This window comes from Alloalcanivorax sp. C16-1 (assembly GCF_046507805.1).
In the GTDB taxonomy this organism is placed as follows: domain Bacteria; phylum Pseudomonadota; class Gammaproteobacteria; order Pseudomonadales; family Alcanivoracaceae; genus Alloalcanivorax.
Genome location: NZ_JBKFTK010000002.1, coordinates 221,244 through 245,052 on the forward strand (window position 1 = coordinate 221,244; position 23,809 = coordinate 245,052).

27 protein-coding genes are annotated in these 23,809 nt (G+C 68.2%); 17 read left to right on the forward strand and 10 right to left on the reverse strand.

What is annotated here, in order from left to right; all coding sequences use genetic code 11:
* Positions 1-1,395 carry an ATP-binding protein gene (locus ACLD0W_RS08210; protein ID WP_410307001.1) on the reverse strand — a complete coding sequence of 465 codons (1,395 nt, stop codon included), beginning with the start codon at positions 1,393-1,395 and terminating at the stop codon, positions 1-3.
* Between the two features lie 165 nt (positions 1,396-1,560).
* On the opposite strand from ACLD0W_RS08210, the gene ACLD0W_RS08215 reads away from it, so the two are divergent.
* Positions 1,561-2,136 carry a cob(I)yrinic acid a,c-diamide adenosyltransferase gene (locus ACLD0W_RS08215; RefSeq protein ID WP_410307002.1) on the forward strand — a complete coding sequence of 192 codons (576 nt, stop codon included), beginning with the start codon at positions 1,561-1,563 and terminating at the stop codon, positions 2,134-2,136.
* 12 nt (positions 2,137-2,148) lie between these two features.
* On the opposite strand, the gene ACLD0W_RS08220 is transcribed toward ACLD0W_RS08215, so the two are convergent.
* Positions 2,149-3,030: a ketopantoate reductase family protein gene (locus ACLD0W_RS08220; protein ID WP_410307003.1), complete on the reverse strand. Its 882-nt coding sequence runs from the start codon at positions 3,028-3,030 to the stop codon at positions 2,149-2,151.
* A gap of 73 nt (positions 3,031-3,103) precedes the next feature.
* Between ACLD0W_RS08220 and ACLD0W_RS08225 the strand changes: the two genes are divergently transcribed.
* Positions 3,104-4,444, forward strand: coding sequence for an AmpG family muropeptide MFS transporter (locus tag ACLD0W_RS08225; RefSeq protein WP_410307004.1), 1,341 nt, complete (start codon positions 3,104-3,106; stop codon positions 4,442-4,444).
* 23 nt (positions 4,445-4,467) lie between these two features.
* On the opposite strand, the gene ACLD0W_RS08230 is transcribed toward ACLD0W_RS08225, so the two are convergent.
* Positions 4,468-4,770: an MGMT family protein gene (locus ACLD0W_RS08230; RefSeq protein ID WP_410307005.1), complete on the reverse strand. Its 303-nt coding sequence runs from the start codon at positions 4,768-4,770 to the stop codon at positions 4,468-4,470.
* Positions 4,771-4,796: 26 nt separating this feature from the next.
* Entirely contained in the window at positions 4,797-5,558 is a 762-nt protein-coding gene (locus tag ACLD0W_RS08235) for an SDR family oxidoreductase (RefSeq protein WP_410307006.1), read from the reverse strand.
* 285 nt (positions 5,559-5,843) lie between these two features.
* Here ACLD0W_RS08235 and ACLD0W_RS08240 point away from each other — a divergent pair, with 285 nt between their 5' ends.
* Positions 5,844-6,134, forward strand: coding sequence for a co-chaperone GroES (locus ACLD0W_RS08240; RefSeq protein WP_138774085.1), 291 nt, complete (start codon positions 5,844-5,846; stop codon positions 6,132-6,134).
* A gap of 91 nt (positions 6,135-6,225) precedes the next feature.
* Positions 6,226-7,869 (forward strand): chaperonin GroEL, encoded by a 1,644-nt coding sequence (groL, locus tag ACLD0W_RS08245; protein ID WP_410307007.1) that lies wholly within the window; start codon positions 6,226-6,228, stop codon positions 7,867-7,869.
* A gap of 73 nt (positions 7,870-7,942) precedes the next feature.
* Here the strand turns inward: groL and ACLD0W_RS08250 are convergent, their stop codons facing one another.
* Positions 7,943-9,385, reverse strand: a complete 1,443-nt coding sequence (locus ACLD0W_RS08250; protein WP_410307008.1) for an SLC13 family permease — start codon at positions 9,383-9,385, stop codon at positions 7,943-7,945.
* A 151-nt stretch (positions 9,386-9,536) separates the two neighbouring features.
* Between ACLD0W_RS08250 and rrtA the strand changes: the two genes are divergently transcribed.
* From rrtA to rimI, 3 genes are read left to right on the forward strand one after another with little or no spacing between them, the layout of a single operon-like run.
* Positions 9,537-10,151 (forward strand): rhombosortase, encoded by a 615-nt coding sequence (gene rrtA, locus ACLD0W_RS08255; RefSeq protein ID WP_410307009.1) that lies wholly within the window; start codon positions 9,537-9,539, stop codon positions 10,149-10,151.
* Positions 10,152-10,194: 43 nt separating this feature from the next.
* Positions 10,195-11,025, forward strand: a complete 831-nt coding sequence (locus ACLD0W_RS08260; protein WP_410307010.1) for a hypothetical protein — start codon at positions 10,195-10,197, stop codon at positions 11,023-11,025.
* Positions 11,022-11,498: a ribosomal protein S18-alanine N-acetyltransferase gene (gene rimI, locus ACLD0W_RS08265; protein ID WP_410307011.1), complete on the forward strand. Its 477-nt coding sequence runs from the start codon at positions 11,022-11,024 to the stop codon at positions 11,496-11,498. The genes ACLD0W_RS08260 and rimI overlap by 4 nt, the downstream gene beginning before the upstream one ends.
* Positions 11,499-11,512: 14 nt before the next feature.
* Here the strand turns inward: rimI and ACLD0W_RS08270 are convergent, their stop codons facing one another.
* From ACLD0W_RS08270 to flgA, 5 genes are all read right to left on the reverse strand, one after another.
* Positions 11,513-11,938, reverse strand: coding sequence for a hypothetical protein (locus ACLD0W_RS08270; protein ID WP_410307012.1), 426 nt, complete (start codon positions 11,936-11,938; stop codon positions 11,513-11,515).
* 117 nt (positions 11,939-12,055) lie between these two features.
* Positions 12,056-13,300, reverse strand: a complete 1,245-nt coding sequence (locus ACLD0W_RS08275; protein ID WP_410307013.1) for an EAL and HDOD domain-containing protein — start codon at positions 13,298-13,300, stop codon at positions 12,056-12,058.
* A gap of 25 nt (positions 13,301-13,325) precedes the next feature.
* Positions 13,326-13,775 (reverse strand): flagella synthesis protein FlgN, encoded by a 450-nt coding sequence (locus ACLD0W_RS08280; RefSeq protein WP_410307014.1) that lies wholly within the window; start codon positions 13,773-13,775, stop codon positions 13,326-13,328.
* A 1-nt stretch (position 13,776) separates the two neighbouring features.
* Complete coding sequence (gene flgM / locus ACLD0W_RS08285) at positions 13,777-14,061, reverse strand: flagellar biosynthesis anti-sigma factor FlgM (RefSeq protein ID WP_410307015.1); 285 nt, start codon at positions 14,059-14,061, stop codon at positions 13,777-13,779.
* A 110-nt stretch (positions 14,062-14,171) separates the two neighbouring features.
* Positions 14,172-14,867: a flagellar basal body P-ring formation chaperone FlgA gene (gene flgA, locus ACLD0W_RS08290; RefSeq protein ID WP_410307016.1), complete on the reverse strand. Its 696-nt coding sequence runs from the start codon at positions 14,865-14,867 to the stop codon at positions 14,172-14,174.
* Between the two features lie 167 nt (positions 14,868-15,034).
* On the opposite strand from flgA, the gene flgB reads away from it, so the two are divergent.
* From flgB to flgK, 10 genes are read left to right on the forward strand one after another with little or no spacing between them, the layout of a single operon-like run.
* Positions 15,035-15,448 (forward strand): flagellar basal body rod protein FlgB, encoded by a 414-nt coding sequence (gene flgB, locus ACLD0W_RS08295; RefSeq protein WP_410307017.1) that lies wholly within the window; start codon positions 15,035-15,037, stop codon positions 15,446-15,448.
* Between the two features lie 24 nt (positions 15,449-15,472).
* Positions 15,473-15,880: a flagellar basal body rod protein FlgC gene (flgC, locus tag ACLD0W_RS08300; protein ID WP_410307018.1), complete on the forward strand. Its 408-nt coding sequence runs from the start codon at positions 15,473-15,475 to the stop codon at positions 15,878-15,880.
* On the forward strand, positions 15,880-16,554 hold the full coding sequence (gene flgD / locus ACLD0W_RS08305) for a flagellar hook assembly protein FlgD (RefSeq protein WP_410307019.1): 675 nt from the start codon (positions 15,880-15,882) through the stop codon (positions 16,552-16,554). Before flgC ends, flgD begins: the two co-directional genes overlap by 1 nt.
* 31 nt (positions 16,555-16,585) lie before the next feature.
* A complete protein-coding gene (flgE, locus tag ACLD0W_RS08310) occupies positions 16,586-17,776 on the forward strand; it encodes a flagellar hook protein FlgE (protein WP_410307020.1) in 1,191 nt (396 codons plus the stop codon).
* 4 nt (positions 17,777-17,780) lie between these two features.
* On the forward strand, positions 17,781-18,521 hold the full coding sequence (locus ACLD0W_RS08315) for a flagellar basal body rod protein FlgF (RefSeq protein WP_410307021.1): 741 nt from the start codon (positions 17,781-17,783) through the stop codon (positions 18,519-18,521).
* 19 nt (positions 18,522-18,540) lie between these two features.
* The gene (gene flgG, locus ACLD0W_RS08320) at positions 18,541-19,323 is read left to right on the forward strand and encodes a flagellar basal-body rod protein FlgG (protein ID WP_410307022.1); all 783 of its coding nucleotides are present in this window, start codon (positions 18,541-18,543) and stop codon (positions 19,321-19,323) included.
* Positions 19,324-19,332: 9 nt separating this feature from the next.
* Positions 19,333-20,007, forward strand: coding sequence for a flagellar basal body L-ring protein FlgH (locus ACLD0W_RS08325; RefSeq protein WP_410307023.1), 675 nt, complete (start codon positions 19,333-19,335; stop codon positions 20,005-20,007).
* Between the two features lie 51 nt (positions 20,008-20,058).
* Complete coding sequence (locus ACLD0W_RS08330) at positions 20,059-21,147, forward strand: flagellar basal body P-ring protein FlgI (protein WP_410307480.1); 1,089 nt, start codon at positions 20,059-20,061, stop codon at positions 21,145-21,147.
* The gene (gene flgJ / locus ACLD0W_RS08335; RefSeq protein WP_410307024.1) at positions 21,147-22,130 is read left to right on the forward strand and encodes a flagellar assembly peptidoglycan hydrolase FlgJ; all 984 of its coding nucleotides are present in this window, start codon (positions 21,147-21,149) and stop codon (positions 22,128-22,130) included. Before ACLD0W_RS08330 ends, flgJ begins: the two co-directional genes overlap by 1 nt.
* A gap of 52 nt (positions 22,131-22,182) precedes the next feature.
* Positions 22,183-23,802 (forward strand): flagellar hook-associated protein FlgK, encoded by a 1,620-nt coding sequence (gene flgK / locus ACLD0W_RS08340; RefSeq protein ID WP_410307025.1) that lies wholly within the window; start codon positions 22,183-22,185, stop codon positions 23,800-23,802.
* Positions 23,803-23,809: the final 7 nt, after the last annotated feature.

The window sequence follows — 23,809 nt, forward strand, 5'->3', positions numbered from 1 at the left end:
TCATTGTCCTCGTTGCGGGCCGGCGGCCGGTTCCCGTGGCAGACGCACGACGATGCGCAACCCGCCCAGCGGGCCGTGCCGCGCCTCGATGGTGCCGCCGTGGGCTTCCACGATGCGCTGGCCGATGGCCAGCCCCAGGCCGGCGCCGCCGGTGTCCCGGTTGCGTGAGCTCTCCACCCGGTACAGGTGATCGAACAGGCGCGGCAGCGCTTCGTCGGGCACGCCCGGGGTGCTGTCGTCCAGGGTCAGCCGCCACTGGTCGGCGTCGGCCTCCAGCACCAGCCGCACCCGGCCGCCCTGGTCGGTGTATTTGAGGCTGTTCTGCAGCAGGTTGTCCAACAGCTGCCGCAGCCGTACCGGGTCGCCGCTGATCGGCGCCGGCGGCAGGGTGGTCTCCAGCGTCACCCGGCGCCGTTCCAGGGCCGGGCGCAACGCGTCCACGGCGTCCTCGCAGAGGCTGTCCAGATCCAGCGGGCGGAAGTGGTAGCGCAGGTTGCCGGCGTCCGCCAGGGCCAGATCGTGCAGGTCGTTGACCAGATGGGTGAGCTGGCGCACCTGGGATTCCAGGGCGGCGATGCCCTCCTGGTTGAGCGGGCGCACGCCATCCACCATGGCTTCCAGTTCGCCCTGCAACACCGACAACGGCGTGCGCAGCTCGTGGGCGATGTCCGAGAACCAGCGCTGGCGGGCCCGGCGGCCCTGGTCCAGCCGTTCGCCCAGGCCGTTCACATGACGGATCAACTGGCCGATCTCGTCGCGGCGCGGGCTGGTCAGGCGCGCCTCGTATTCCCCCTCGCGCAGGCGCCGGGTGTGGCGGGTGAGGGCGGTCACCGGCGCCACCAGGTGTCGGGCCAGCAGCCAGGACACCAGCAGCGACAGGCCCAGCCCCACCAGCGCCATGGTCGACATAAAGCGCAGCAGCCGCTCCTGGAAACGGCGGTCCAGCTTGTCGCGAATGGCTTCCTGGTCCGGGTAGGCGAGCCAGCCCACCAGGGTGTCGCCGACCCGGATCGGCACCTGCTCGCTGAGCCGGGACGGCGGCGGCGGGCCCAGCAGCGGGCGCTTGTCCGGGCTCAGCAGGGTCAGGTGATGGGGCGCGTCCCGGTCCCGGCGCGGCCCGCCGCCGTCGCGCTCCAGACGCGCCTCCCGGTCCCCGGCCAGCCAATAGAGCCGCGCCAGCAGGCGCGGCTCCTCGAGCAGGAAACGCCAGCTGCCGCGCTGGCCGTAGAGCACGCCGAGATGCTCCGCCAGCCGCTCCACCTGGGCCTGCTGGCGCTCGTCGATGTACTTGCTCAGGCTCTGCTCGAAGGCGAAAAAGAAGAAACCGCCGGCGGCCAGGATCAGCACCAGGAAGGTGGCCAGGAAGGTGACGAACAGTTTGTTGCGGATGCCCATGACGGCGGCGGCCTCGCCGGGAAGTGAGCGGCCAGTTTAATCGGCGTTCCGCGCCGGCCCCAGTGTCTTGCACATTCTTTCAAAATCGGGCGGCTTTCGGCTTTCAACTGCCCCCCGGTGCGGGTCTAATGAATCCCCACTGACAGCCAATTCGGACGGTGTGTTATGAGCGACGACGGCAAAGGCAAAACCCGCATCAATCGCGTGATCACGCGCAGCGGCGACGACGGTCGCACCGGCCTGGCGGACGGCTCGCGGGTGGCCAAGGACCACCCGCGTATTCAGGCGCTGGGTACGCTGGATGAGCTGAACAGCGCCTTGGGCGTGTTACGCGCCCGGGGGCTGGACGCGGATCTGGACGGCCTGCTGGAGAATCTGCAGCACCTGCTGTTCGATCTGGGCGGCGAGCTGGCGGTGCCCGGCACCCACACCCTCACCGACCAGGATCTGGTGGAGCTGGAATCCCAGGCCGACACCCTCAACGCGGAACTGCCGCCCCTGGAGGAATTCGTGCTGCCCGGCGGTCACCCGGACGCCGCCTGGTGTCACCACTGCCGGACCCTGGCGCGGCGCGCGGAACGGGATCTGCTGACCCTGGCCGCCGGCGACGAGGACAGCGTCAACCCGGTCAGCCGGGCGGTGCTCAACCGCCTGGGCGATCTGCTGTTCGTGATGGCGCGGCTGATCAACCAGCGCACCGACACCGCCGAACCGCAGTGGGTGCAACGCCGGGACCGTTAAGGCCGGTCGCTGCTACGGGGCGGTGGCGGTGTGGTCGCGCACGGCGGCGACGATCTCCCGGTGGGCGGGCAGGTCCAGGCCCAGCCGCTCCGCCTGGCGCAGCAGCCAGCCGTTGATGGCCTCGATCTCGGTGGCCGCGCCACGCTGCATGTCCGCGCGCATGGACGAGGTATTGCCCGCCGTGGCGCGGGCCACCGCCGCCACCTGTTGCCGGGAATCGCCGGACCAGGCCGGGTCCAGGGCGCCGAGCAGGGCGTCCGCCTCGTCCGCCAGCCGCGCCGCCCGGGCGGTCAGGTCCGGGTCTTCCAGCAGCCGCCCGTTGGGCACGTCGTACAGACCGGTGAGCGGATTGATCACCGCGTTGGCCACCAGCTTGCGCCATTGCCGCTCGCGGATTGGCGCCGCCCATTCCAGCCCCGGCCAGTGTGCCGCCAGCGTGTCGAACCAGGCCGGCGCCGGCCCGCCCCGGGCGCGGCCCATCCAGGTTTGATTTTCCGCCACCAGATGGTGGGTCGGATGGCGGCCCTTCACCGCCGAGGTGGTGACCACCTCGATCAGATCGGCGCCGGCGGGCAGCAGGCCGTCCAGACTGCCCAGGCCGTTCTGCAGACGCAGCACGGTGACGTCCGGGGCCAGCGGCAGCTCCGCCAGAGCGGCGGCGCTGTAGGGCGTTTTGCAGGCCACCACCAGATGGCGGATCGGCCCCGCCGGGGCGGCGGGCAGGTCCAGCGTGCGGGGCGCCCGCCGGTCCTCGAAGGTCAGGGTTTTGCGCGCCGGCGAAGGGCGCCGCACCACCACCGGAAAGCCGGCGTCGCGCAGGTAAAAGGCGGCCAGGGTGCCCATATTGCCGGCACCGGCCAGATGCCAGACGGGAAGGTCGGAAGAGGGGGTCATGGCGGCTATGCTAGCCGGTTGTGCCCGGCCCGGGAAACCGGGACCATGTGCGCTTTGATGGGACGGAGCCCCGATGCCTGATTTGCGTGAGACCCTGTGGTCCGCCTGGCGCCTGTACAGCCATCCGCGGGTCCTGGTGATGTTGTTTCTCGGCTTTTCCGCCGGGCTGCCCTATCTGCTGGTGTTCTCCACCCTGTCCGCCTGGCTGGCGGACTCGGACGTGGACCGCGCCGCCATCGGCTACTTCAGCTGGGTGGGGATTCTGTTCTCGATCAAGGTGTTCTGGGCGCCGGTGGTGGACCGCCTCAAGCTGCCGTTGCTGGGGCGCCTGCTGGGGCAGCGGCGCAGCTGGCTGTTGCTGGCCCAGGTGGGCATCGGCCTGTCCCTGTCGGCGATGGCCCTGGTGGAGCCGGTGGGGCACCTGGAACGGTTCGCTCAGCTGGCGTTGCTGGTGGCGTTCTGCTCCGCCACCCAGGACATCTGCATCGACGCCTACCGCATCGACTCCGCCGACCAATCCTTCCAGGGGGCCATGGCGGCCACCTACATTCTTGGCTACCGGGTGGCCATGCTGGTGGCCGGCGCCGGCGCCTTCTACATCGCCAGCTACGATTCCTGGAACGGCGCCTACCAGGTGATGGCCTGGCTGATGGGCGTGGGCGTGCTCACCACCCTGGTGATCCGCGAGCCGGACACCCCGCCCCGGCAAAGCTTCGGGCGCGCCCCGGGCCAGTGGCTGGAAACCGCCCTGATCGCCCCGTTTCGCGACTTCTTCAGCCGCTATGGGATGCTTGCCCTGGGCCTGCTGGCGCTGGTGGCGGTATACCGCATCAGCGACATCACCATGGGCGTGATGGCCAACCCCTTCTACCTGGACATTGGCTACACCAAGAACGAAATCGCCACCGTGGCCAAGTTCTTCGGGTTCTTCATGACCATCCTGGGCTCCGCGGTGGGCGGTCTGGCGGTGCTGCGCTGGGGGCTGGGCCGCTCGATGCTGGTGGGCGCGGTGGGCGTGGCCGCCACCAATGTGCTGTTCGCGGTGATGGCCACCTATTCGCCGGTGACTCAGGTCGCCGTGGAACCCGAGCAGGTGCGCTGGCTGGCGCTGACCTGGCTGGCGGCGGTGATCAGCGCCGACAATCTGTTCGGCGGCTTCGCCAACGTGGCGCTGATCGCCTTTATGTCGAGCCTCACCAACCGCAACTTCAGCGCCACCCAGTTCGCCCTGTTCAGCTCACTGATGACCCTGCCGGGCAAGTTCATCGGCGGCTTTTCCGGCGAGGTGGTCAAGGCCGCCGGCTACCCGACCTTCTTCAACTACGCGGCCCTGCTGGGGGTGCCGGCGATTTTGCTGACCCTGTGGTGGCTGCAACGGCGCCGTTTGGCGGCGGCGGAGCCGGACCGCGGCTGATCCGTTTCAGTCGCGATCCGCTTTCAAGGCACCCAGAAGCAGCGCTTCGGCACCCGATTGCCGACCACCGCCACGCCTTCCTCGGCAAGGCGGCGCAACTGCACCTCGCCGCTGGGCGTGCCGGCCAGCGGCAGGCCGCCGTCGCCGCGGATCACCCGGTGCCAGGGCAGGGTGGAGCCCGCCGGCAGGTTGCCCATCAACCGGCCCACGAACCGTGCGTGGCGCGGCCAGCCCGCCAGCGCCGCCACCTGGCCGTAGCTGGCCACGGTGCCGGCGGGGATGGCGCCGACGATCTGGTACACCGCGTCGCGGAATTCCTGGTTCACAGCAGCACCTGTCCGGCCCGACGCTTCTACCGCAAGCCGCCGTCGGTTTCGATCACCCGGCCGGTGAAGTAGTCGTTCTCGAAGATAAACCGCACCGACAGGGCGATGTGCTCCGGCTCGCCCAGGCGCTTGAGGGGCACGCCGGCCACCAGCCGGTCGCGGGCCTCCGGTTTCATGGCGGCGATCATGTCAGTATTGATGGTGCCCGGCGCCACCACCCCGGTGCGGATGTTGTAGCGCGCCAGCTCCCGGGCCCAGACCTCGGCCATGGCCACCACCCCGGCCTTGGCGGCGGCGTAGTTGGTCTGCCCGAAGCTGCCGTGGCGGGCAATGGACGAGATATTGACGATCACGCCCTCGTCGGCGCCGGTCTCGATCATGTGGCGGGCGGCTTCCCGGCCGCACAGGAACACCCCGGTCAGGTTCACGTCGATCACCGCCTGCCACTGCTGCAGGCTCATGCTGGATTGCAGTTCGCCGTCCTTGTACTTCACCAGCAGGCCGTCGCGGGTGATGCCGGCGTTGTTGACCACCCCGTGCAGGGCGCCGGAATCCGCCACCACCTGCTCGAACAGGGCCACCACCTCTTCCTCCCGGGCCACATTGGCCAGGTAGGCCCGGGCCGCGCCGCCGGCGCGTTCGCACCGGGCCAGGGTCTCGTCCAGGTCGTCTTGGTTCAGGTCCACGCAGGCCAGCCGCGCGCCCCGGGCCGCCAGATTCATGGCGATGGCGCGGCCCAGCCCGCGTCCGGCGCCGGTCACCACCACCACTTTGTTGTTCAGATCCATGGGTCGTTGCTCCTCCGCAAAAGACGGCAGTATGCCTGCGCCGCCGGTGGCGGCCAATGACACCGCCGGCCGCCCTTGAAAGCGACCTTCACGTCCCCCATCTCGCGGGGCACGGTGGCGAGCACCTTTCGGTGCGCCGCCTATTGACTGGCAAGTCGCGGTCACTATGATTAGCACTCAAACCGAGAGAGTGCTAAGGAGCCTCCGGGCAACGCCGCGCAAGCTCCTTTCCGGTTTTCGGGTAATCCCGCTGACCTTTGATTACGACGTTGGAGAATGGAGACCATGAAAATCCGTCCTTTGCATGATCGCGTGCTGGTGCGCCGCGAGGAGGAAGAGACCAAGACCGCCGGTGGTATCGTGCTGCCCGGCTCCGCCGCCGAAAAACCGTCCCGTGGCGAAGTGATCGCCGCCGGCAACGGCAAGATCCAGGACAGCGGCGAAGTGCGCCCCCTGGACGTGAAGGTGGGCGACAAGGTGATCTTCGGTCAGTACTCCGGCAACACCGTGAAGGTGGATGGCGAAGAGCTGCTGATCATGAGCGAAGCCGAGATTCTGGCCGTTATCGAAGGCTGATCGGCCGTCGAAACGAGGCCGCCGGACCGGTTCCGGCCGCGCCGGTGATCAATTGGTACCGGTGACAACGAATTTGCAGAGGTAAGACATAATGGCTAAAGAAGTATTGTTCCGTGATGCCGCCCGCCAACGCATGGCCAAGGGCGTCAACACCCTGGCCGACGCGGTCAAGGTAACCCTGGGCCCGAAAGGCCGTAACGTGGTGCTGGAGAAATCCTTCGGCGCGCCCACCATCACCAAGGACGGCGTGTCCGTGGCCAAGGAAATCGAACTGGAAGACAAGTTCGAGAACATGGGCGCCCAGCTGGTGAAGGAAGTGGCTTCCAAGGCCAACGACGAAGCCGGTGACGGCACCACCACCGCCACCGTACTGGCCCAGTCCATCGTCAACGAAGGTCTGAAGGCGGTTGCCGCCGGCATGAACCCGATGGACCTGAAGCGCGGCATCGACAAGGCCACCGACGCCATCGTCGAGCAGATCAAGTCCCTGTCCACCCCGTGTGACACCACCAAGAGCATCGAGCAGGTGGGCACCATCTCCGCCAACTCCGACAAGTCCGTGGGCGAGATCATTGCCCAGGCCATGGAGAAAGTGGGTCAGGAAGGCGTGATCACCGTCGAGGAAGGCCAGTCCCTGGTCAACGAACTGGAAGTCGTGGAAGGCATGCAGTTCGACCGTGGCTACCTGAGCCCGTACTTCATCAACAACCAGGAAAAGATGCAGGTCGAGCTGGAAGACCCCTACATCCTGCTGGTTGACAAGAAAATCTCCAACATCCGCGAACTGCTGCCGGTACTGGAGAACGTGGCCAAGGCCGGTCGTCCGCTGATGATCATCGCCGAGGACATCGAAGGCGAAGCGCTGGCCACCCTGGTGGTCAACAACATGCGCGGCATCATCAAGTGCGCCGCCGTGAAAGCGCCCGGCTTCGGCGACCGCCGTAAAGCCATGCTGCAGGATCTGGCGATCCTCAGCGGCGGCACCGTGATTTCCGAAGAAGTCGGTCTGAGCCTGGAAAACGTGGCCCTGGAAGACCTGGGTTCCGCCAAGAAGGTCAACATCGACAAGGAAAACACCACCGTGGTGGGCGGTAAAGGCGAGCAGGGCGACATCGACGCCCGTGTCGAGCAAATCCGCAAGGAAATCGACAACTCCTCTTCCGACTACGACCGCGAGAAACTGCAAGAACGCGTGGCCAAACTGGCCGGCGGCGTGGCCGTGATCAAGATCGGTGCCGCCACCGAAGTGGAAATGAAAGAGAAGAAAGCCCGCGTCGACGACGCCCTGCACGCCACCCGTGCGGCCGTTGAAGAAGGCGTGGTGCCCGGCGGCGGCGTGGCCCTGGTGCGCGCCCTGACCAGCATCGGCGACCTGAAAGGTGACAACGAAGAGCAGAACGCCGGCATCGCGCTGGTGATCCGTGCCCTCGAGTCTCCGCTGCGCCAGATCGTCCACAACGCCGGCGGCGAGCCGTCCGTGGTGGTACAGGAAGTCAAGAACGGTTCCGGCAACTACGGCTACAACGCCGCCACCGGCGAGTACGGTGACATGCTGGAAATGGGCATCCTGGACCCCGCCAAGGTAACCCGCTCCGCGCTGCAGGCGGCGGCTTCCATCGCCGGCCTGATGATCACCACCGAAGCCATGGTGGCCGACAAGCCGGAAGAAAACGGCGGCGGCGCCCCGGACATGGGTGGCATGGGCGGTATGGGTGGCATGGGCGGCATGATGTAAGCCTCCCCGGTCACACCGACCCCAATAAAAAACCCCGCTTCGGCGGGGTTTTTTTATGCCTGCCCGTCCGTACCTACATCAACTTCATCAACGGCAGCGCCAGCAGGGTGATCAGTACCGCCGCCACCAGGTTGAGCACGAAGCCGGCGCGGATCATCGACTGGATGCGCATATGGCCGGCGGCGAACACGATGGCGTTGGGGGGCGTGGCCACCGGCATCATAAAGGCGCAGCTGGCGGCCAGGGCCGCCGGCACCGTGGCCAGCAGCGGCGAGATGTCCTGGGACACCGCCAGGGCGCCCAGCAGCGGCAGGAAGGCGGCGGCGGTGGCGGTGTTGGAGGTGACCTCGGTGAGGAACAGGATCACCAGCACCACCAGCCCGATCAATACCAGGATCGGGAAGCCCTCCAGCACCTGCAATTGCTCGGCGATCCATTGCGCCAGGCCGGAGCCGGAGATCGCCGCCGCCAGGGACAGGCCGCCGCCGAACAGCAGCAGCACGCCCCAGGGCAGATTACGGGCCGCTTCCCAGGTGAGCAGGCGTTCGCCGCGGCGGCCGCCGCTGGGCACCAGGAACATCAGCAGGCCGGCGGCGATGGCGATGCCGGTGTCGCTGAGCCAGTCCAGCCCGTAGCGGTTGACCAGCAGGGGGCGGGCGATCCAGGTCAGCGCCGCCAGGGCGAAGATGATCGCCACTCGCTTTTCCGCGCGGCTGATCGGCCCCATTTTGGCCAGTTCGTCGCGGATCATGGTGCCGCTGTCGTCGTTGTCCAGCTTGAAGCCGCCCCGGGTCAGCCACCACCAGGCGATCAGCATCATGGTGACGCTGATCGGCACGCCCACGATCATCCATTGCGCGAAGCCCAGCTCGATGCCCTGATTGTCGCTGAGGTAACCGGCCAGCAGCGAGTTGGGCGGCGTGCCGATCAGGGTGGCCACGCCGCCGATGCTGGCGGCGTAGGCGATGGCCAGCAGCAGGGCGGTGGCGTAGCGGTTCACCTCACGCTCGTCGCCACCGTCCAGCAGGCTGATCACCGACATGCCGATGGGCAGCATCATGATGGCGGTGGCGGTGTTCGACACCCACATGCTGAGAAAGCCGGTGGCGATCATGAAGCCGCCGATCTGCCGGCGCGGCTTGGCGCCGACCAGGCGCAACACGTGCAGGGCGAGGCGCCGGTGCAGGTGCCAGTGCTGCATGGCCAGGCCCAGCAGGAAGCCGCCGAAAAACAGAAACACCACCGGGTTGGCATAGGCGCCGGCGGTGCCGGACATGCCGGCGATGCCCAGCGGCGGCGCCAGGGCCAGCGGCAACAGGGCGGTGGCGGGGATCGGCAGGGCTTCGGTGGCCCACCAGGTGGCCATCAGCAACGCCAGGCCGACACAGTGCCAGGCCGGGTCGGACAGGCCCGCCGGCGCCGGGGCCAGCAGGGTGATCAGCAACCAAAGCGGGCCCAGCCACAGGCCGATGCGGGCGGCCTTGCCGGCGGGGGCGGGGGAGGAATCAGAAGACATGGGAAAATCCGGTTGGCGGTACGGTGTGCCCGGCCGGAACCGGGCGAAGGGCGGGATTTTACCCAAGCCGCGCCGGCAGGTGCAGGGGGGCGTGTCGCGAAATGGGCGGTCGACGCTGCCGACCGGGCAAAAAACCGCGTATCCTGCGGCCATGACGCTACTTGCCCCTCGAGACCCCAAGCTGTGGCCGCACGCGGTCCTGTTCGCCGCGCTGGTGCTGGCGCTGGGGCTGGCCCATGGCTGGGTGAACCCCTGGCTGCGCTACGACCGGGCGGCGCTGTTGGACGGGCAGTTGTGGCGGCTGTTCACCGGCCATCTGGTGCATCTGAATCACTGGCACACGCTGATGAATCTGGCCGGCCTGGGGCTGATCCTGTGGTTTTTCCGGGACCTGCTGGATCGCCGCCGTTTCTGGCTGTGGTTGCTGGTGTGCGCGCCGCTCAGTAGCCTGGCCCTGTTGCTGCTGGACCCCCGGCTGGACTGGTACGTGGGCCTGTCCGGCCTGCTGCAGGGGCTGCTGGTGCTGTGCCTGCTGCTCGGCTGGCGCGGGCACCCGGGGCTGCATTCGCTGGTGCTGGCGGTGGTGGTGGGCCGGCTGATCTGGGAGCAGACGCCGGGCTACGACCTGGATTATCTGCGTGCCTGGATTCACGGCCGGGTGTACGTCAACGCCCATCTCTACGGGGCGCTCAGCGGCGCGCTGCTGGCGGCGGCCATCGGGCTGCGCGCCCGCTTTGCGGGTTCCGCGATACAGCCGCCGGCGTGAATTTGCTAAGCTGCGCGTCTTTCCTTTTTTCGTCGAGCCGACCATGAACGAAGCGCAACGCCAAAGCTACCTGCGGGCCCTGGGGCTGACCCCCTGGGTGGCGCGGGTGCCGCTGCCCGGCGCGGCGCCCAGCGAAGCGCTGGACTGGGAGGCGGAGACCGACCACCGGCCCACGCCCATGGCCGACGCGGTGCCGGCCAGCGCGGTGCCCCGGCCGGCCCGCCAGGAAAGCGCCCCGGCGGAGGTGGCGGAAGCCCCTTCCGCTTTCCGGACGGCTTTGGAAGAGCCCTCAGCGAGTGGAGCGCCCTCAGCGGGTAAAGAGCCCTCAGCGGAACGACAAGCCCCCTCAACGACGAACCCGGAGCCCGCCTCGCGGGACCGGGAGACCGCGCCGGCGAAGCCCGCCGCCGCGGCCGGTGGCGCCCTGGTGTTCACCCTGGAAGTGCATCTGGCCGGCGATACCTGGGTGGCGTTTCAGCAAGAGGACGCCCAGGCGCCGGAGCTGGGCCGGCACACCGGCGCCCTGGCGACGGCGTTGCTGGCGGTGTTCCGGGGCACCCCGGAGCGGCCCCGGCGGTTCTACTGCCCGCTGGCCGGCCAGCCCACGGCGGCGGCGGAAGCCGGCCAGGCCCTGCGTGCCTTCGTCGAGGGGCTGGCCGGCCGTTACGGCGGTGAGCGGGTGCTGCTGTGCCTCGACGAACCGCTGGCCGAGGCGCTGTTCGGCACCGCCCGCTACCAGGGCTTCCGCCTTGGCGAGCGGCCGGCGCTGGTGGTGAGCAGTCTGGAGGAGATGCTCGCCGATCCGGTGCGCCACAAGAGCGCCAGCTGGCGCGCCATGCGCGGCGAGGGCTTCGGCGGAGCCGGCCAGCAATGACCGACGGCCCCTGGGGCGCGCGCCTGCGCGCCCTGACCAGCATTGATCTGGAGCCGGTGCTGGCCATCGAGGCGGCCAGCCAGCCCACCCCCTGGACCCTGGGCAATTTCCGCGACTGTCTGCACAGCGGCTATCGCTGTCAGCTGGCCACCGTGGACGGTGAGCCGGTGGCCTTCATGATCCTCTCCAGCGTGCTCGATGAGAGCCATCTCCTGAACATCGCCGTGACCCCCGCCTGGCAACGGCGCGGCCTGGCCCGCTGGATGCTGCGCCGGGCGCTGGCCGAGGCGGACGCCGCCGGCCATTCGCTGATGTTTCTGGAAGTGCGCGCCGGCAACCGGGCGGCGCGGCGGCTGTACGCGGAACTGGGCTTCGTGGAGACCGGGCGGCGCAAGGGCTACTACCGTACCCCGGGCGAAGAGCGGGAAGACGCGGTGCTGATGATGGTGGAGATCGGCGGCGGCCATAAATAACGCCGCCGGGGGCGTTAGCGGTCCGGGCGGGGGATGCGCCAGCCGTTTTCGCCGCGCTGCAGGTCCAGGCGCCGTTCCTGGCGAAAGGTGTCGCCGGCTTCGAAATTACCGAATTCAATGCGCACCGCGGACAACGCCATCACCATGGCGAACCGGTCCACGGCGTTGCGCGAGTCGTCCTGCTTCACCGCCTTGCTGTAGTCGGAGAGCCCCTGGCGGGCCTCCAGGGTATAGAGCACGTCCAGGGTATACTGGTCTTCATTTTCCTGGGGGTAGGCGTTGACGATCTCCACCTCGGTAACTTCCAGCAGCTCGTCCAGGTGCGCGGTGCGCAGTTCCTGATTGAGGGCCTCGCGGACGGTGCCGTTATCCGGGGTATCGCTGCAGGCGGCCAGCAGGGTCAGCAGCGCCAGCAGGCCGGCGAGAGAAAGCGCGCGCATCGGGCATCCTTGTTATCGCTGTCTTATTATCGGCGCTACTGTAGCACGGCGCCGATGGCCGCACATGGCCCGCCGGCCGGGCCGCCGGCGGCCTGACGGACAACGGCGTCCCGACCGTTATTCCGGAAAGCTCATCGCCTGCTGCACCTGGCGGGCCCAGGCCACGCTGTGCCGGTAGGCCACCTCGTAATAGGCGGGCTCCTTGAGCAGGCGCAGATCGTCGAAGCGGCCGGCCTGGTACGCCTCCACCTCGGTGAGGATTTCCCCGAGCCCACCCTCGCGGGTGAGCAGCGCCGCCTTCACCGGCTGGCTCAGCGGCACCTGCTCCATCAGGTCGTGCATGCTCATGTCCAGCAGGGTGTCCAGCTGGGACAGCAGGCCGACGATAAAATGGTCCACCGGGCTGGATCGGTCGCACAGTTCCGACAGCGTTTCGCACATGCGGCCGCGTACCAGCATGTCCCGGGCCAGGGCCTCCGGTTTATCGGGCACGCCTTCCACCAGAAACAGATTCGCCCAGCGGCGAATTTCGTCCAGGCCGAGCATGGCGATGGCGTGGGAAATGGTGCTCACTTCCCGGCGCAGGCCCACGGCGGCGGAATTGACGGTCTTGAGAATGCGCCAGGTGAGCTGGGCGTCCTTGATGGCGATTTCTTCCAGCCGCGCCGGGGAGGCATCCGGGTTGTGCAGCTCGGACAGCAGTTGCAGCAGCAGCAGTTTGTTGCCGGCGATCTTCTTGCCCTTGACCGGTTCCGGCTTGCTGAGGAAGTCCCCCTGGTAGTAATCGAAGCCCAGTTCCAGGCAGCGCCGGAAGGCGTCCCGGTCGTCCAGATGGTCGGCCAGTTTTTCCACGCCATGGCGGCGCAGGCGCTCGGCGGCGCGTTCCACGGCGGCGGCGTCCAGGGCGCGGGTGTTGACCTTGACGATGTGCATGATGTCGAGCAGCACGTCCAGCTCGTCGTCGTCCGGATCGTAGTCGGCCAGGGCCAGCCGGTAGCCGCGCCGCGCCAGCGCGCGCAGCCGTTCCACCAGGTCCGAGGTCAGCAGCAGCTCGCCGGGTACCTCGAGGATGTACTGCTTGCGAGGCAGCGCCGGCAGGTGCGGCGCCAGCAGCATCTCCTCGGTGACCCGCAAAAAGCTGGGCACCGACTGGATGCGGCCCTTCTGGAACAGGGAGGTGTAGGTGCCGAGAATCACCGGCCCGCTGTGCTCCAGGTCGGCCAGGGAAGCGCCCTGGCCGTTCTCGCCCTGCACCAGCAGTTGCAGCGCGGCCACGTCGTGGCCCCGGGTGTAGACCGGGCGGCACGCCAGCAGCACCTCCAGTTTTTCTTCACTCTCCAGAAGGTCGCGGGTTTTGCTCACGAAAGGGGATTCCTGATGGTCGGGGTCAGGCCCGCTGGTCGAGCCGGCGGCGGTTGCCGCGGGCCTGGCCATCGGGGCCGTACAGGCGTTGCCCGGCCTGCTCCTGAAGCACGTTGAGCAGGCGCTGATTATGTTCCATGCGCACACCGATGACGGTGCCGTTGTCCCGGTTGAGACGGGCCGCCCGCCGGGCGGTGTCGAGAATGCCATGCCAGAGGGCGGCGCAGCCGGCGTCGGCGGCGGCGCGCTGGTCGCCGTCCTGGTCGTCCGGGTAGCCGAGCCGCTGCTGCACCTGTCGCCGCTGCTGCTCGAAGCGTTCCAGCTCCGCCAGGCGCTCCCCCTTGCGGGCGGCCACCCGCGCCAGTTGCTCGCCGTCCACGCGGCCGGCGGCCAGCAGCCGCCGCTCCTGATCAAGCAGCGCCACCAGGTCATCCAGGCGGGCGCGATGGTCGCGCAGGCGCGCCGCCAGGCTCATATCACTGCCCGCCACCGTCGGCGTCGAGCAGATCGCGAACACTGGCGATCAGGCCATCGGCGATGCGGTCGGCGCGGATTTCCAGGGTGCCGTCGGCGATCGCCTGGCGCAGTTCTTCCACCCGGGCGGTGTCGATATCCTGGCCGTCACCGGTGGGCGGGCGCAGATGGGCGATCTCGCCGGCGCCCGGCGCGGCGCGGGTGCCCGCCGCGTCCACCTTGTCGCCGGCCTTGCCCGGCGTTACCGAACCGGGTGAGGTGAGCGGGGAAATATTGTCGATTTTCAAGGGAAAGCCTCCATCACGCGTTCCTCCCGGGTATCGGCCGGTCGCGCCTCAACTTTAACGGTCGCGGGTGACCCGCTTCACATTTTTGCCTGTTCATCGGGTGGTGGCCATCAGTACGACACCCGCGCTTCGCCGGGGCCGGTGACCCGGGCGGTGATCACCCGCCGGTCCGGCAACCGCACCCGCACCTGGCCGCCCAGGCCGGCGTTGTCCAGGGCCTGGCCTTCGCGGGTGATGCGGAAACCGCCACCGCCGGCCACCAGGGTCACCGGCTGGCGCCGTTCGATCAATGGTGGCCGTCGCACCTGGTGGCTCTGCGGGACCACGCCGGCGGCCAGCGGCCGGCGGGTTTCCCACCCCAGCAGCTGGTCCCGGCGCAGCACCGCCTGGTCGGGCAGGGCGGCCAGATCCCCCCGGCGGCGCGCCAGCATGTCGGCGCCGATCACGGTGCCCGCCTCCAGCGGCCGGGCGGTTACCCAATAGTCACCGGTCACCGATACCCGGGCGCGACGATAGCGCACGCTGGCGCCGGCGTCCTGGCAACGCACTCCCACGGTGACCCGGCCGACCAGCGGCTGGCCATGGCCGGGCAGAAAGGCCCGCGCCGCCGGGCAGGGCGGCAGGGTGGCGGTGGCAGGCGCCACCGTGACCTGGACGGTGCCGTCCAGGGGCGCGGCGCGCTGTTCCAGAAACGCCAGCACCACCTCCGCCACCGGATCGCCCGCCGTTGACGGCGGCGCGCACAGCGCCGGCCCGGACAGCAGGCACAGCAGCAGCGTCAGAAAGCGCGGCAGGGAGCAGGGCATGGTCGAACCTCCAGAGGGTGTGCCGATCATCGCTCCATTCTAGAAGCGGGCGGCGCGGGCGAAGAGTCGAAATGGGGGACAAATCGGGGTCTGTTTTCGCCTTTGCCCTGGCGGGCTTGTTGAGACTATGTCAGCGATTCATTCCTTATCCACCGAGGAGACCCGCCATGATCGACCGGCTCACCGCCGCCCTGAACTACGACCAGCAGGCGCTGGGGCTGCGCAATGAACGGCAGAAGGTCCTGGCCAACAACATCGCCAACGCCGACACGCCGGGTTTCAAGGCGCGGGACTTTGATTTCGGCCGGGAACTGTCGCGGGCGATGGGTCCGGGCGGCGCCGGCGACCAGGGTCTGGCGTTGCGTACCACCGCCGCCGGACACCTGGGCGGCCACGGCCCGGCCCGGGCGGTGGACGATCTGCTCTACCGGGTGCCGGACCAGCCGAGCCTGGACGGCAACACCGTGAACATGGACGTGGAGCGGGTGCAGTTCGCCGACAACTCGGTGCGTTACCAGACCGCCCTGACCCTGCTCAACAGCCGCATCCAGGGGCTCAAGTCGGCGATGCAGCCGGAATAACCGGCCACGGCCGAGGAGACCATCATGTCCATGTTTTCGATTTTCGATATTTCCGGCTCGGCGATGAGCGCCCAGGGCCAGCGCATGAACGTCACCGCCAGCAATCTGGCCAACGCGGACAGCGTGGCGGGGCCGGACGGCCAGGCCTATCGCGCCAAGCAGGTGATGTTCGAGGCCCGCGAGCAGAACGGCAGTGGCGTCGGCGGCGTGGCGGTGCGCGGCGTGGTGGAGGACACCTCGCCCATGCGCCTTGAGTACCGTCCGGAGCATCCGCTCGCCGACGACCAGGGCTACGTCACCCTGCCCAACGTGGAACCGGTGCACGAGATGGTCAACATGATCTCTGCGTCGCGTTCCTATCAGGCCAACGTGGAGGTCCTCAACACCAGCAAGCAGCTGATGATGAAGACCCTGACCCTGGGAGAGAACTGATGAGCACCATCGACGCCGCCACCCTGAATACGCTCAACGGCGGCGCGGCCGCCGCCAACCGCGCCTCCGGCGCCGACGACCTGCAGGACAGCTTCATGACCCTGCTGGTGACGCAGCTGCGCAACCAGGACCCCATGAACCCCATGGAAAACGCGGAGATGACCTCCCAGCTGGCGCAGATCAACACGGTCAGCGGCATCCAGGAACTCAACACCACCCTGGCGGCGATCACCGGGCAACTGGACGCCGGCCAGGCGATCCAGGCCGCCGGCCTGATCGGCAAGGGCGTGCTGGTACCCGGCGAACGGGTGCTGGTGGGCGAGGACGGTTCCACCACCCCGTTCGGCGTGGAGCTGGGCCAGGCCGCCGAGGAAGTGCAAATCACCATCCGCAACGAAAACGGCGAGGTGGTGCGCCGCTTCGAACCCTTCGCCCTGGATGCCGGGGTGGAGTCGTTCACCTGGAACGGCGAAATGGACAACGGCGAAACCGCGCCCAAGGGCGCCTACCGGGTGTCCGTGGAAGCGAGCATGGACGGCGAAGCCGTGGACGTCACGCAGCTCAACTATGCCCTGGTGAACGGCGTCAGCCTGGATGCCAAGGGCGGCCCGCGCCTGGATCTGGGCGGTATTTCCGAACCGGTGAGTCTGGCGGACATCCGCCAGATTCTCTGACCCGCATAGCGCAACTCCGAGGAGCAGACAGATGGGTTTTTCACAGGCACTGAGCGGCCTTAACGCCGCCGCCACCAACCTGGACGTGGTCGGCAACAACATCGCCAACTCTCAAACCGTGGGTTTCAAGGGCTCCGGCGCCCAGTTCGCCGACGTCTACACCGGCGCCCTGGCCGGCCAGGGCGTGCGGGTGGCGGCGGTGCTGCAGGATTTCTCCAACGGCACCCTGGAATCCACCGGCCGTAACCTGGATCTGGGCATCAACGGCGGCGGCTTCTTCCGCTTCCAGCAGGGCGAGCAGATCGTCTATTCCCGCAACGGTCAGTTCTCACTGACCGCCGACGGTTATCTGGAAAATGCCCAGGGCGCGCGCCTCACCGGCTTCCCCGCCGGCGTTGGCAGCGGCGGCCAGCCGGAGGTGCTGCAGGTACCCGCCGGATCCATGCCGGCCATGCCCACCAGCGCGGTGCAGGCGTCGTTCAATCTCGACGCCACCAGCGACAGCGTTGATCGCGCCACCGTGCCGTTCGACGCCGCCGACGCCGACAGCTACACCTACGCCAACACCGGTACCGCCTACGATTCCCTGGGCGTGCAGCGCACCATGACCACCTACTTCACCAAGACCGGCGACAACACCTGGGAAGTGCGCGTCTCCGTGGACGGCAACCCGGACAACGCCAACGTGGGGCAGCTGGTGTTCAACGGCAACGGCACCCTGGACGAAGCGGCCAGCGACTACGGCAACTACGGCTTCACCCCGGGCGGCGGCGCCGACGCGCTGAACTTCAGCCTGGACTTCGACGGCACCACCCAGTTCGGCCAGGATTTCGCCCTCGATTCCCTGACCCAGAACGGCTACACCGCCGGTGCCCTGGTGGGCGTCACCTTCGATGAGGTGGGCAACATCATCGGCAACTACTCCAACGAAAAATCCCAGGTGCTGGGCACCATCGCGCTGGCCAATTTCCGCAACCCGGAAGGGCTGGACATGGTCGGCGACAACGCCTGGGTGGAAAGCGGCGCGTCCGGACAGGCGCTGCTGGGCCTGGCCGGTGAAGGGCAATTCGGCAGCCTGGAACCCGGCACCCTGGAAAATTCCAACGTGGATCTGACCTCCGAGCTGGTGGATCTGATCGTTGCCCAGCGCAACTACCAGGCCAACACCCAGACCATCAAGGTGCAGGACGAAGTGCTGCAGAGCGCCGTCAACCTGAGGTAATCCCATGGACCGCATCCTCTACACCGCCATGAGCGGCGCCAAGCAGACCATGGACCGCCAGGCGGTGGTCAGCAACAACCTGGCCAACGCCAGCACCGCCGGCTTCCGCGCCCAGTTGCACGCGCTGCGCGCGGTGCCGGTGCAGGGCGACGGGCTGCTGCCCACGCGCACCTCGGTGATGGCCTCCACGCCGGGGTCGGACTTCAGCACCGGGCCGGTCAATGCCACCGGCCGCGACCTGGACGTGGCGCTGCAGGGCAATGCCTGGCTGGCGGTGCAGGCGGACGGCGGCGGCGAAGCCTATACCCGCCGGGGCGATCTGCAGGTGGACGGCGACGGCGTGCTGAACAGCGCCGGCCGGCCGGTGATCGGCGAGAACGGCCCGATCCTGGTGCCGCTGGGCGCCGCGCTCTCAATGGGCGCCGACGGCACCGTCAGCGCCATCGGCGCCGGCGAGGATCCGGACGCGCTGGTGCGCATCGGCCGCGTCAAGCTGGTGGACGCCGGCGACGCCGGCCTGAGCCGGGGCGAGGACGGCCTGTTCCGCGCCGTCAACGGCAACCCCCTGGGCCGCGACGAAAACGCGCGGCTGGTGTCCGGTGCCCTGGAGGGCAGCAATGTAAGCCCCATCGAAAGCATGGTGGCGATGATCGACAACGGGCGCCGCTACGAAATGCAGATGAAGGTGATCGAGAGCGCCGACCAGAACGACCAGCGGGCCAACAGCCTGCTGTCGATGAACTGAGTAAGCACGAGGAAACGCCATGATCAAATCACTGTGGACGGCGAAAACCGGTCTTGAATCCCAACAGGTGAAGATGGACGTGATCGCCAACAACCTGGCCAACGTCAGCACCAACGGTTTCAAGAAAACCCGCGCCGTGTTCGAGGATCTGCTGTATCAGAACCTGCGTCAGCCCGGCGGCGCCAACGACGTGCAGAACACCCTGCCGTCCGGCATGCAGGTGGGCTCCGGGGTACGCCCGGTGGCCACCGAGCGGTTGCACAGCCAGGGCGGTCTGGAAAACACCGGCAATTCCCGGGACCTGGCCATCAACGGCAAGGGCTTTTTCCAGGTGCGCCTGCCCGACGGCAATATCGCCTACACCCGCGACGGCAGCTTCCAGCTCGACCAGAACGGGCAGATGGTGACCTCCAGCGGTTACCCGCTGGAACCGGCGGTGATCATCCCGGACAACGCCCTGTCGGTGACGGTGGGCAAGGACGGGCTGGTGACCATCACCGAGCCGGGTTCCAACCAGAGCAACGAAGTGGGCCAGCTGACCCTCTCCACCTTCGTCAATCCGGCCGGTCTGGAAAGCGTCGGCGAGAACCTGTACCTGGAAACCACCGCTTCCGGCATGCGCACGGAAACCACCCCGGGCCTGAACGGCGCCGGCAGTCTCTACCAGGCCTATGTGGAAACCTCCAACGTCAATGTGGTGGAGGAGATGGTCAACATGATCCAGACCCAGCGCGCTTACGAGATCAACAGCAAGGCGGTGCAGACCTCCGACGAAATGCTGTCGCGTCTGGCGCAGCTTTGACGGTGACCGATGAAAAGCGTCGTTAGCCTTATCGTCCCGGCCCTGGTCGCGTTGCTGGTGCTGCCCGGCTGCGCCCAGCTGCCACGGCCGTCGGTGGTGGGGGAGCAGGAAAAGGTCGCCATCCCGCAGCCGCCGCCGCCGCAGCCCAACGGTTCCCTGTTCCAGGCCCGGCGCGGTTACCGGCCGCTGTTCGAGGACCGCCAGCCGGTGATGATCGGTGACGTGCTCACCGTGGTGCTCGACGAACAGGTGAGCGCCTCGAAAAATTCGCGCAGCAACGCGAACCGCAACGGCTCGGCGGCGCTCACCCCCACGGCGGTGCCCAAGGGCCTGGAAGACCTGAGCGACTATGGCTTCGACATCGCCGGCGAGAACACCTTCCAGGGCGGCGGTGGCTCCCAGGCGGGCAACACCTTCAGCGGCACCATCACGGTGACCGTGCTGGAGGTGCTCGGCAACGGCAACCTGCGGGTGCGCGGCGAGAAGCAGATTCTGATCAACCAGGGCACCGAGTTCATCCGCTTCTCCGGCGTGGTGGACCCGCTGGAAATCACCGCCGGCAACCGGGTGCTGTCCACCCAGGTGGCGGACGCGCGCATCGAGTACGTGGGCGACGGCTACATCAACGAGGCCCAGACCATGGGTTGGTTGCAGCGCTTCTTCCTGAACATTTCCCCCTTCTGACGGCGAGGCCCGGGCACCATGGCATTTTTCGCGAAACGGTTAGGCCGCTTGATGATGTTCGCCGCCGCCCTGTTGTCGCTGGCGGTGCCGGCGGCGCGCGCCGAATCCCTGCGTGAACTGGCCGACTTCGCCGGTGTGCGCGACAACGTGCTGGTGGGCTACGGCCTGGTGGTGGGGCTCGACGGCAGCGGCGACCAGACCATGCAGACGCCGTTCACCACCCAGAGCCTGAACAACATGTTCAAGCAGCTCGGCATCAGCATTCCGCCGGGCACCAACATGCAGCTGCGCAACGTGGCCGGCGTCATGGTGACCGCCAATCTGCCGCCGTTCGCGGCGCCGGGGCAGCGCATCGACGTGGTGGTGTCCTCGATCGGCAACGCCCGCAGCCTGCGTGGCGGCACCCTGCTGATGACGCCGCTGAAGGGCGCCGACGGCGGCACCTATGCGCTGGCCCAGGGCAACCTGCTGGTGGGCGGGGCCGGCGCCGAGGCCGGCGGCAGCAGCGTGCAGATCAACCAGCAGGCCAGCGGCCGCATCGCCAACGGCGCCCTGGTGGAACGGGAGGTGCCGCTGGCCCTGGGCGAGGCCAACGGCATTCTGGAACTGCAGCTTCGGGACGCGGACTTCGGCACCGCCGAGCGCACCGTGCGCGCCATCAACGCGGAATTCGGCCGCGCCGTGGCCAGCGCCGCCAACGCCCGCACCATCCGTTTGCAAGGTCCCACCAGCGCCGATGAACGGGTGTCGTTCATGGCCCGGGTGGAACGGGTCTATGTGACGCCCACGGAAGCGCCGGCGCGGGTGATCATCAACGCGCGCACCGGCTCGGTGGTGCTGAACGGCCGCGTCACCCTGAAACCGGCGGCGGTGGCCCACGGCAGCCTGTCGGTGGTGATCGATACCCGCTTCGGCGTCAGCCAGCCGGCCCCGTTCGGCGACGGCGACACCGTGGTGGTGCCGGACAGCGACATCAGCATCCGCCAGCAGCCCGGCACCCTGCGCCTGGTGGAAGGCGCCGACCTGATGCAGGTGGTGGATGCCCTCAACGCCCTGGGCGCCACGCCGCAGGACCTGATGTCGATTCTCGAAGCGCTGAAGGCCGCCGGCGCCCTGCGCGCGGAACTGGAGATCATCTGATGATGGGTGGCGATCCGATGCAGGCGCGTTTCGCGCTGGATGTGCAGGGCCTGGAGCGCCTCAAGCAGGGCGCCGCCCGGGACCCGGGCGGTCAGCTGCGCGAGGCCGCCAATCAGTTCGAAGGGCTGTTTCTGCACCGCATGATCCAGGCCATGCGCGACGCGGTGCCCCGTTCCGGGCTCACCGACAGCTCGCAAATGCGCTTCTACGAATCGCTCTACGACCAGCAGTTGTCCCAGCACCTGGCCGGGCGCGGCGTGGGGCTGGCGGATCAGCTGGTGGCGCAACTTTCCAAATACGTGGACAACGGCGACATCGCCCGGGGCACGCCGCGGGCCCTGCCCGGGGTGCCCGCCGCCGCTTCGCCGGCGCCGCCCGCCGCGGCACCGGCGAACGTCACCTCCGCCGGGGAACGCACCGCCGTGGACGCGCCGCGCCCGCCGCTGCGCGCCGCCGCCAATGCGACGGCACCGGCGGGCCGCTCCGCGCCGGAGGCGTTTATCGATGAGCTGCTGACGCCGGCCCGGGACGCGGCCCGTCGCACCGGGGTACCGGCGCCGTTGATCCTGGCCCAGGCGGCTCTGGAAACCGGCTGGGGCCGGCACCGCATCACCACCGAGGACGGTGCCGACAGCCATAACCTGTTCGGCATCAAGGCCGGCGCCGACTGGCGTGGCCGCACCACCGACGTGACCACCCACGAATACATCGACGGCCAGCGGGTCCGGCGCGTGGAACGCTTCCGGGTGTACGACTCCTACCAGGACGCCTTCGCCGACCACGGCCGTCTGCTCACCGGCAACGACCGCTATGCCGGCGTACTGCGCGCCGGCGATAACGGACAGGCCGCCCGCGCCCTGCAGGACGGCGGCTACGCCACCGACCCGGCCTACGCGGACAAGCTGGTGCGGCTGATGGATCAGATCGGCGGCATGACCGGCGATCAGCGCCGGATCGCCGGCGACGCCGCGCCGGCGCGCTAAAGAAACGCCGCCCGCCGCCGATAACGGGCTTAACGGTTAAAGGAAGACGGACATGAGTCTTTTCTCGATTGGTCTGAGCGGTCTCAATGCCGCGCAGAACGCGCTCAACACCACCAGCAACAACATCAGCAATGTCTATACCCCGGGCTACAACCGGGAGCTGACCCTGCTCGGTGAGCGCAACACCAGCGGCGGCGTGCAGGTCAACGACATCCAGCGCCAGTTCGACCAGTACGTGGCCGACCAGCTCAACGCCGCCAACAGCAAGACCAGCGCGCTGCAAAGCTACCAGACCCAGATCAGCCAGATCGACAACCTGCTGGCCGACCAGGACGCCGGCCTGGCGCCGCTGATGCAGAAATTCTTTTCGTCGCTGGAGGATCTCGCCTCCACCCCGTCCGACCCGGCCGCCCGCCAGGGCGTGATGGGCAGCGCCGACACGCTCACCGCCCAGTTCCGCGCGTTCCAGAATTACCTGCAGGACATGCAGAACGGCATCGACGGCAAGATCCGTGACGAGGTCACGCAGATCAACAACACCGCCGACCAGATCGCGTCCCTGAACCGGGAGATCGCCCTGGCCAAAGCCAAGAACGGCGACGCGCCCAACAGTCTGCTCAACCAGCGCGATCAGCTGGTGGCCGACCTGAGCCAGCGGGTGGACGTGCGGCTCACGGTGCAGGAAAGCGGCACCTACAACCTTTCCATCGGCAACGGTCAGCCGATCGTCGCCGGCACCCGCAGTTTTTCCCTGGAAGCGATGACCAGCGCCGGCGACCCCACCCGCACCGTGGTGGGCTACCGGGACTCCGCCGGCAATCTGAACGAACTCAACGAGACCAACCTGGAAGGCGGTTCCCTGGGCGGGCTGTTGCAGTTCCGCCGTGAAACCCTGGACAAGAGCCAGAACCAGATCGGTCAGCTGGCGGTGTCCCTGGCCACCGCCTTCAACGAACAGCACCAGGCCGGCACCGACCTCAACGGCGACCCGGGCCAGGCCCTGTTCGCGGTGGGCGCGCCGCGCGCCTTCGCCCACGAAAACAACAGCGGTGGCGCCGATATCAGCGCCGTCTACGGCGACGTGGACCAGCTCACCGCCAGCGACTACGACCTGGTGGTGACCGACGCCGCCGCCGGCGAATTTCAGATCACTCGCCGCGACACCGGTGAGCGCTTCGCCGCCACCCTGGACGGCGCCGGGCAACTGACGGTGGGTGGCACGGTGGTGACCGTGGCCGACGCCGGCACCCTGGCGGACGGCGACCGCTTTACCCTGCAGCCCACCCGCCAGGCCGCCGCCGATATGGAAAATCTGATTCACGACTCCGGCCGGATCGCCGCCGGCCTGGGCGGCGGCAGCGGCGACAACGAAAACGCCCTGGCCATGCAGAAGCTCCAGGACGCCTTGCTGGTGGGCGGTGCCTCCACGCTCAATGGCGCCTATGCCGCCATGGTCGGCGACGTGGGCAACCGCACCAACATCGTTCAGGCCAACCTGGACGCCCAGGAAGGTCTCAGCGAACAGCTGCGCGCGGTGCAGCAATCCCAGTCCGGGGTCAACCTGGACGAGGAAGCCGCCAACCTGATCCGCTACCAACAGTTTTATCAGGCCAACGCCAAGGTGATTCAGACCGGCGCCACCCTGATGGACGCCATTCTCGGCCTGCGTTAACAACGCC

Excerpts from the sequence above, each read along its gene's own strand:
- ACLD0W_RS08315 (WP_410307021.1), top strand. The coding sequence starts at position 17,781 with ATGGACCGCATCCTCTACACCGCCATGAGCGGCGCCAAGCAGACCATG.
- ACLD0W_RS08270 (WP_410307012.1), bottom strand. The coding sequence starts at position 11,938 with ATGCGCGCGCTTTCTCTCGCCGGCCTGCTGGCGCTGCTGACCCTGCTG.
- flgB (WP_410307017.1), top strand. The coding sequence starts at position 15,035 with ATGATCGACCGGCTCACCGCCGCCCTGAACTACGACCAGCAGGCGCTG.
- flgA (WP_410307016.1), bottom strand. The coding sequence starts at position 14,867 with ATGCCCTGCTCCCTGCCGCGCTTTCTGACGCTGCTGCTGTGCCTGCTG.
- rrtA (WP_410307009.1), top strand. The coding sequence starts at position 9,537 with ATGACGCTACTTGCCCCTCGAGACCCCAAGCTGTGGCCGCACGCGGTC.
- ACLD0W_RS08250 (WP_410307008.1), bottom strand. The coding sequence starts at position 9,385 with ATGTCTTCTGATTCCTCCCCCGCCCCCGCCGGCAAGGCCGCCCGCATC.
- ACLD0W_RS08325 (WP_410307023.1), top strand. The coding sequence starts at position 19,333 with ATGAAAAGCGTCGTTAGCCTTATCGTCCCGGCCCTGGTCGCGTTGCTG.
- rimI (WP_410307011.1), top strand. The coding sequence starts at position 11,022 with ATGACCGACGGCCCCTGGGGCGCGCGCCTGCGCGCCCTGACCAGCATT.
- ACLD0W_RS08210 (WP_410307001.1), bottom strand. The coding sequence starts at position 1,395 with ATGGGCATCCGCAACAAACTGTTCGTCACCTTCCTGGCCACCTTCCTG.
- ACLD0W_RS08280 (WP_410307014.1), bottom strand. The coding sequence starts at position 13,775 with ATGAGCCTGGCGGCGCGCCTGCGCGACCATCGCGCCCGCCTGGATGAC.
- ACLD0W_RS08260 (WP_410307010.1), top strand. The coding sequence starts at position 10,195 with ATGAACGAAGCGCAACGCCAAAGCTACCTGCGGGCCCTGGGGCTGACC.
- flgK (WP_410307025.1), top strand. The coding sequence starts at position 22,183 with ATGAGTCTTTTCTCGATTGGTCTGAGCGGTCTCAATGCCGCGCAGAAC.
- flgD (WP_410307019.1), top strand. The coding sequence starts at position 15,880 with ATGAGCACCATCGACGCCGCCACCCTGAATACGCTCAACGGCGGCGCG.
- ACLD0W_RS08330 (WP_410307480.1), top strand. The coding sequence starts at position 20,059 with ATGATGTTCGCCGCCGCCCTGTTGTCGCTGGCGGTGCCGGCGGCGCGC.
- flgJ (WP_410307024.1), top strand. The coding sequence starts at position 21,147 with ATGATGGGTGGCGATCCGATGCAGGCGCGTTTCGCGCTGGATGTGCAG.
- flgE (WP_410307020.1), top strand. The coding sequence starts at position 16,586 with ATGGGTTTTTCACAGGCACTGAGCGGCCTTAACGCCGCCGCCACCAAC.
- flgG (WP_410307022.1), top strand. The coding sequence starts at position 18,541 with ATGATCAAATCACTGTGGACGGCGAAAACCGGTCTTGAATCCCAACAG.
- ACLD0W_RS08240 (WP_138774085.1), top strand. The coding sequence starts at position 5,844 with ATGAAAATCCGTCCTTTGCATGATCGCGTGCTGGTGCGCCGCGAGGAG.
- ACLD0W_RS08220 (WP_410307003.1), bottom strand. The coding sequence starts at position 3,030 with ATGACCCCCTCTTCCGACCTTCCCGTCTGGCATCTGGCCGGTGCCGGC.
- ACLD0W_RS08215 (WP_410307002.1), top strand. The coding sequence starts at position 1,561 with ATGAGCGACGACGGCAAAGGCAAAACCCGCATCAATCGCGTGATCACG.
- ACLD0W_RS08235 (WP_410307006.1), bottom strand. The coding sequence starts at position 5,558 with ATGGATCTGAACAACAAAGTGGTGGTGGTGACCGGCGCCGGACGCGGG.
- groL (WP_410307007.1), top strand. The coding sequence starts at position 6,226 with ATGGCTAAAGAAGTATTGTTCCGTGATGCCGCCCGCCAACGCATGGCC.
- flgC (WP_410307018.1), top strand. The coding sequence starts at position 15,473 with ATGTCCATGTTTTCGATTTTCGATATTTCCGGCTCGGCGATGAGCGCC.
- ACLD0W_RS08225 (WP_410307004.1), top strand. The coding sequence starts at position 3,104 with ATGCCTGATTTGCGTGAGACCCTGTGGTCCGCCTGGCGCCTGTACAGC.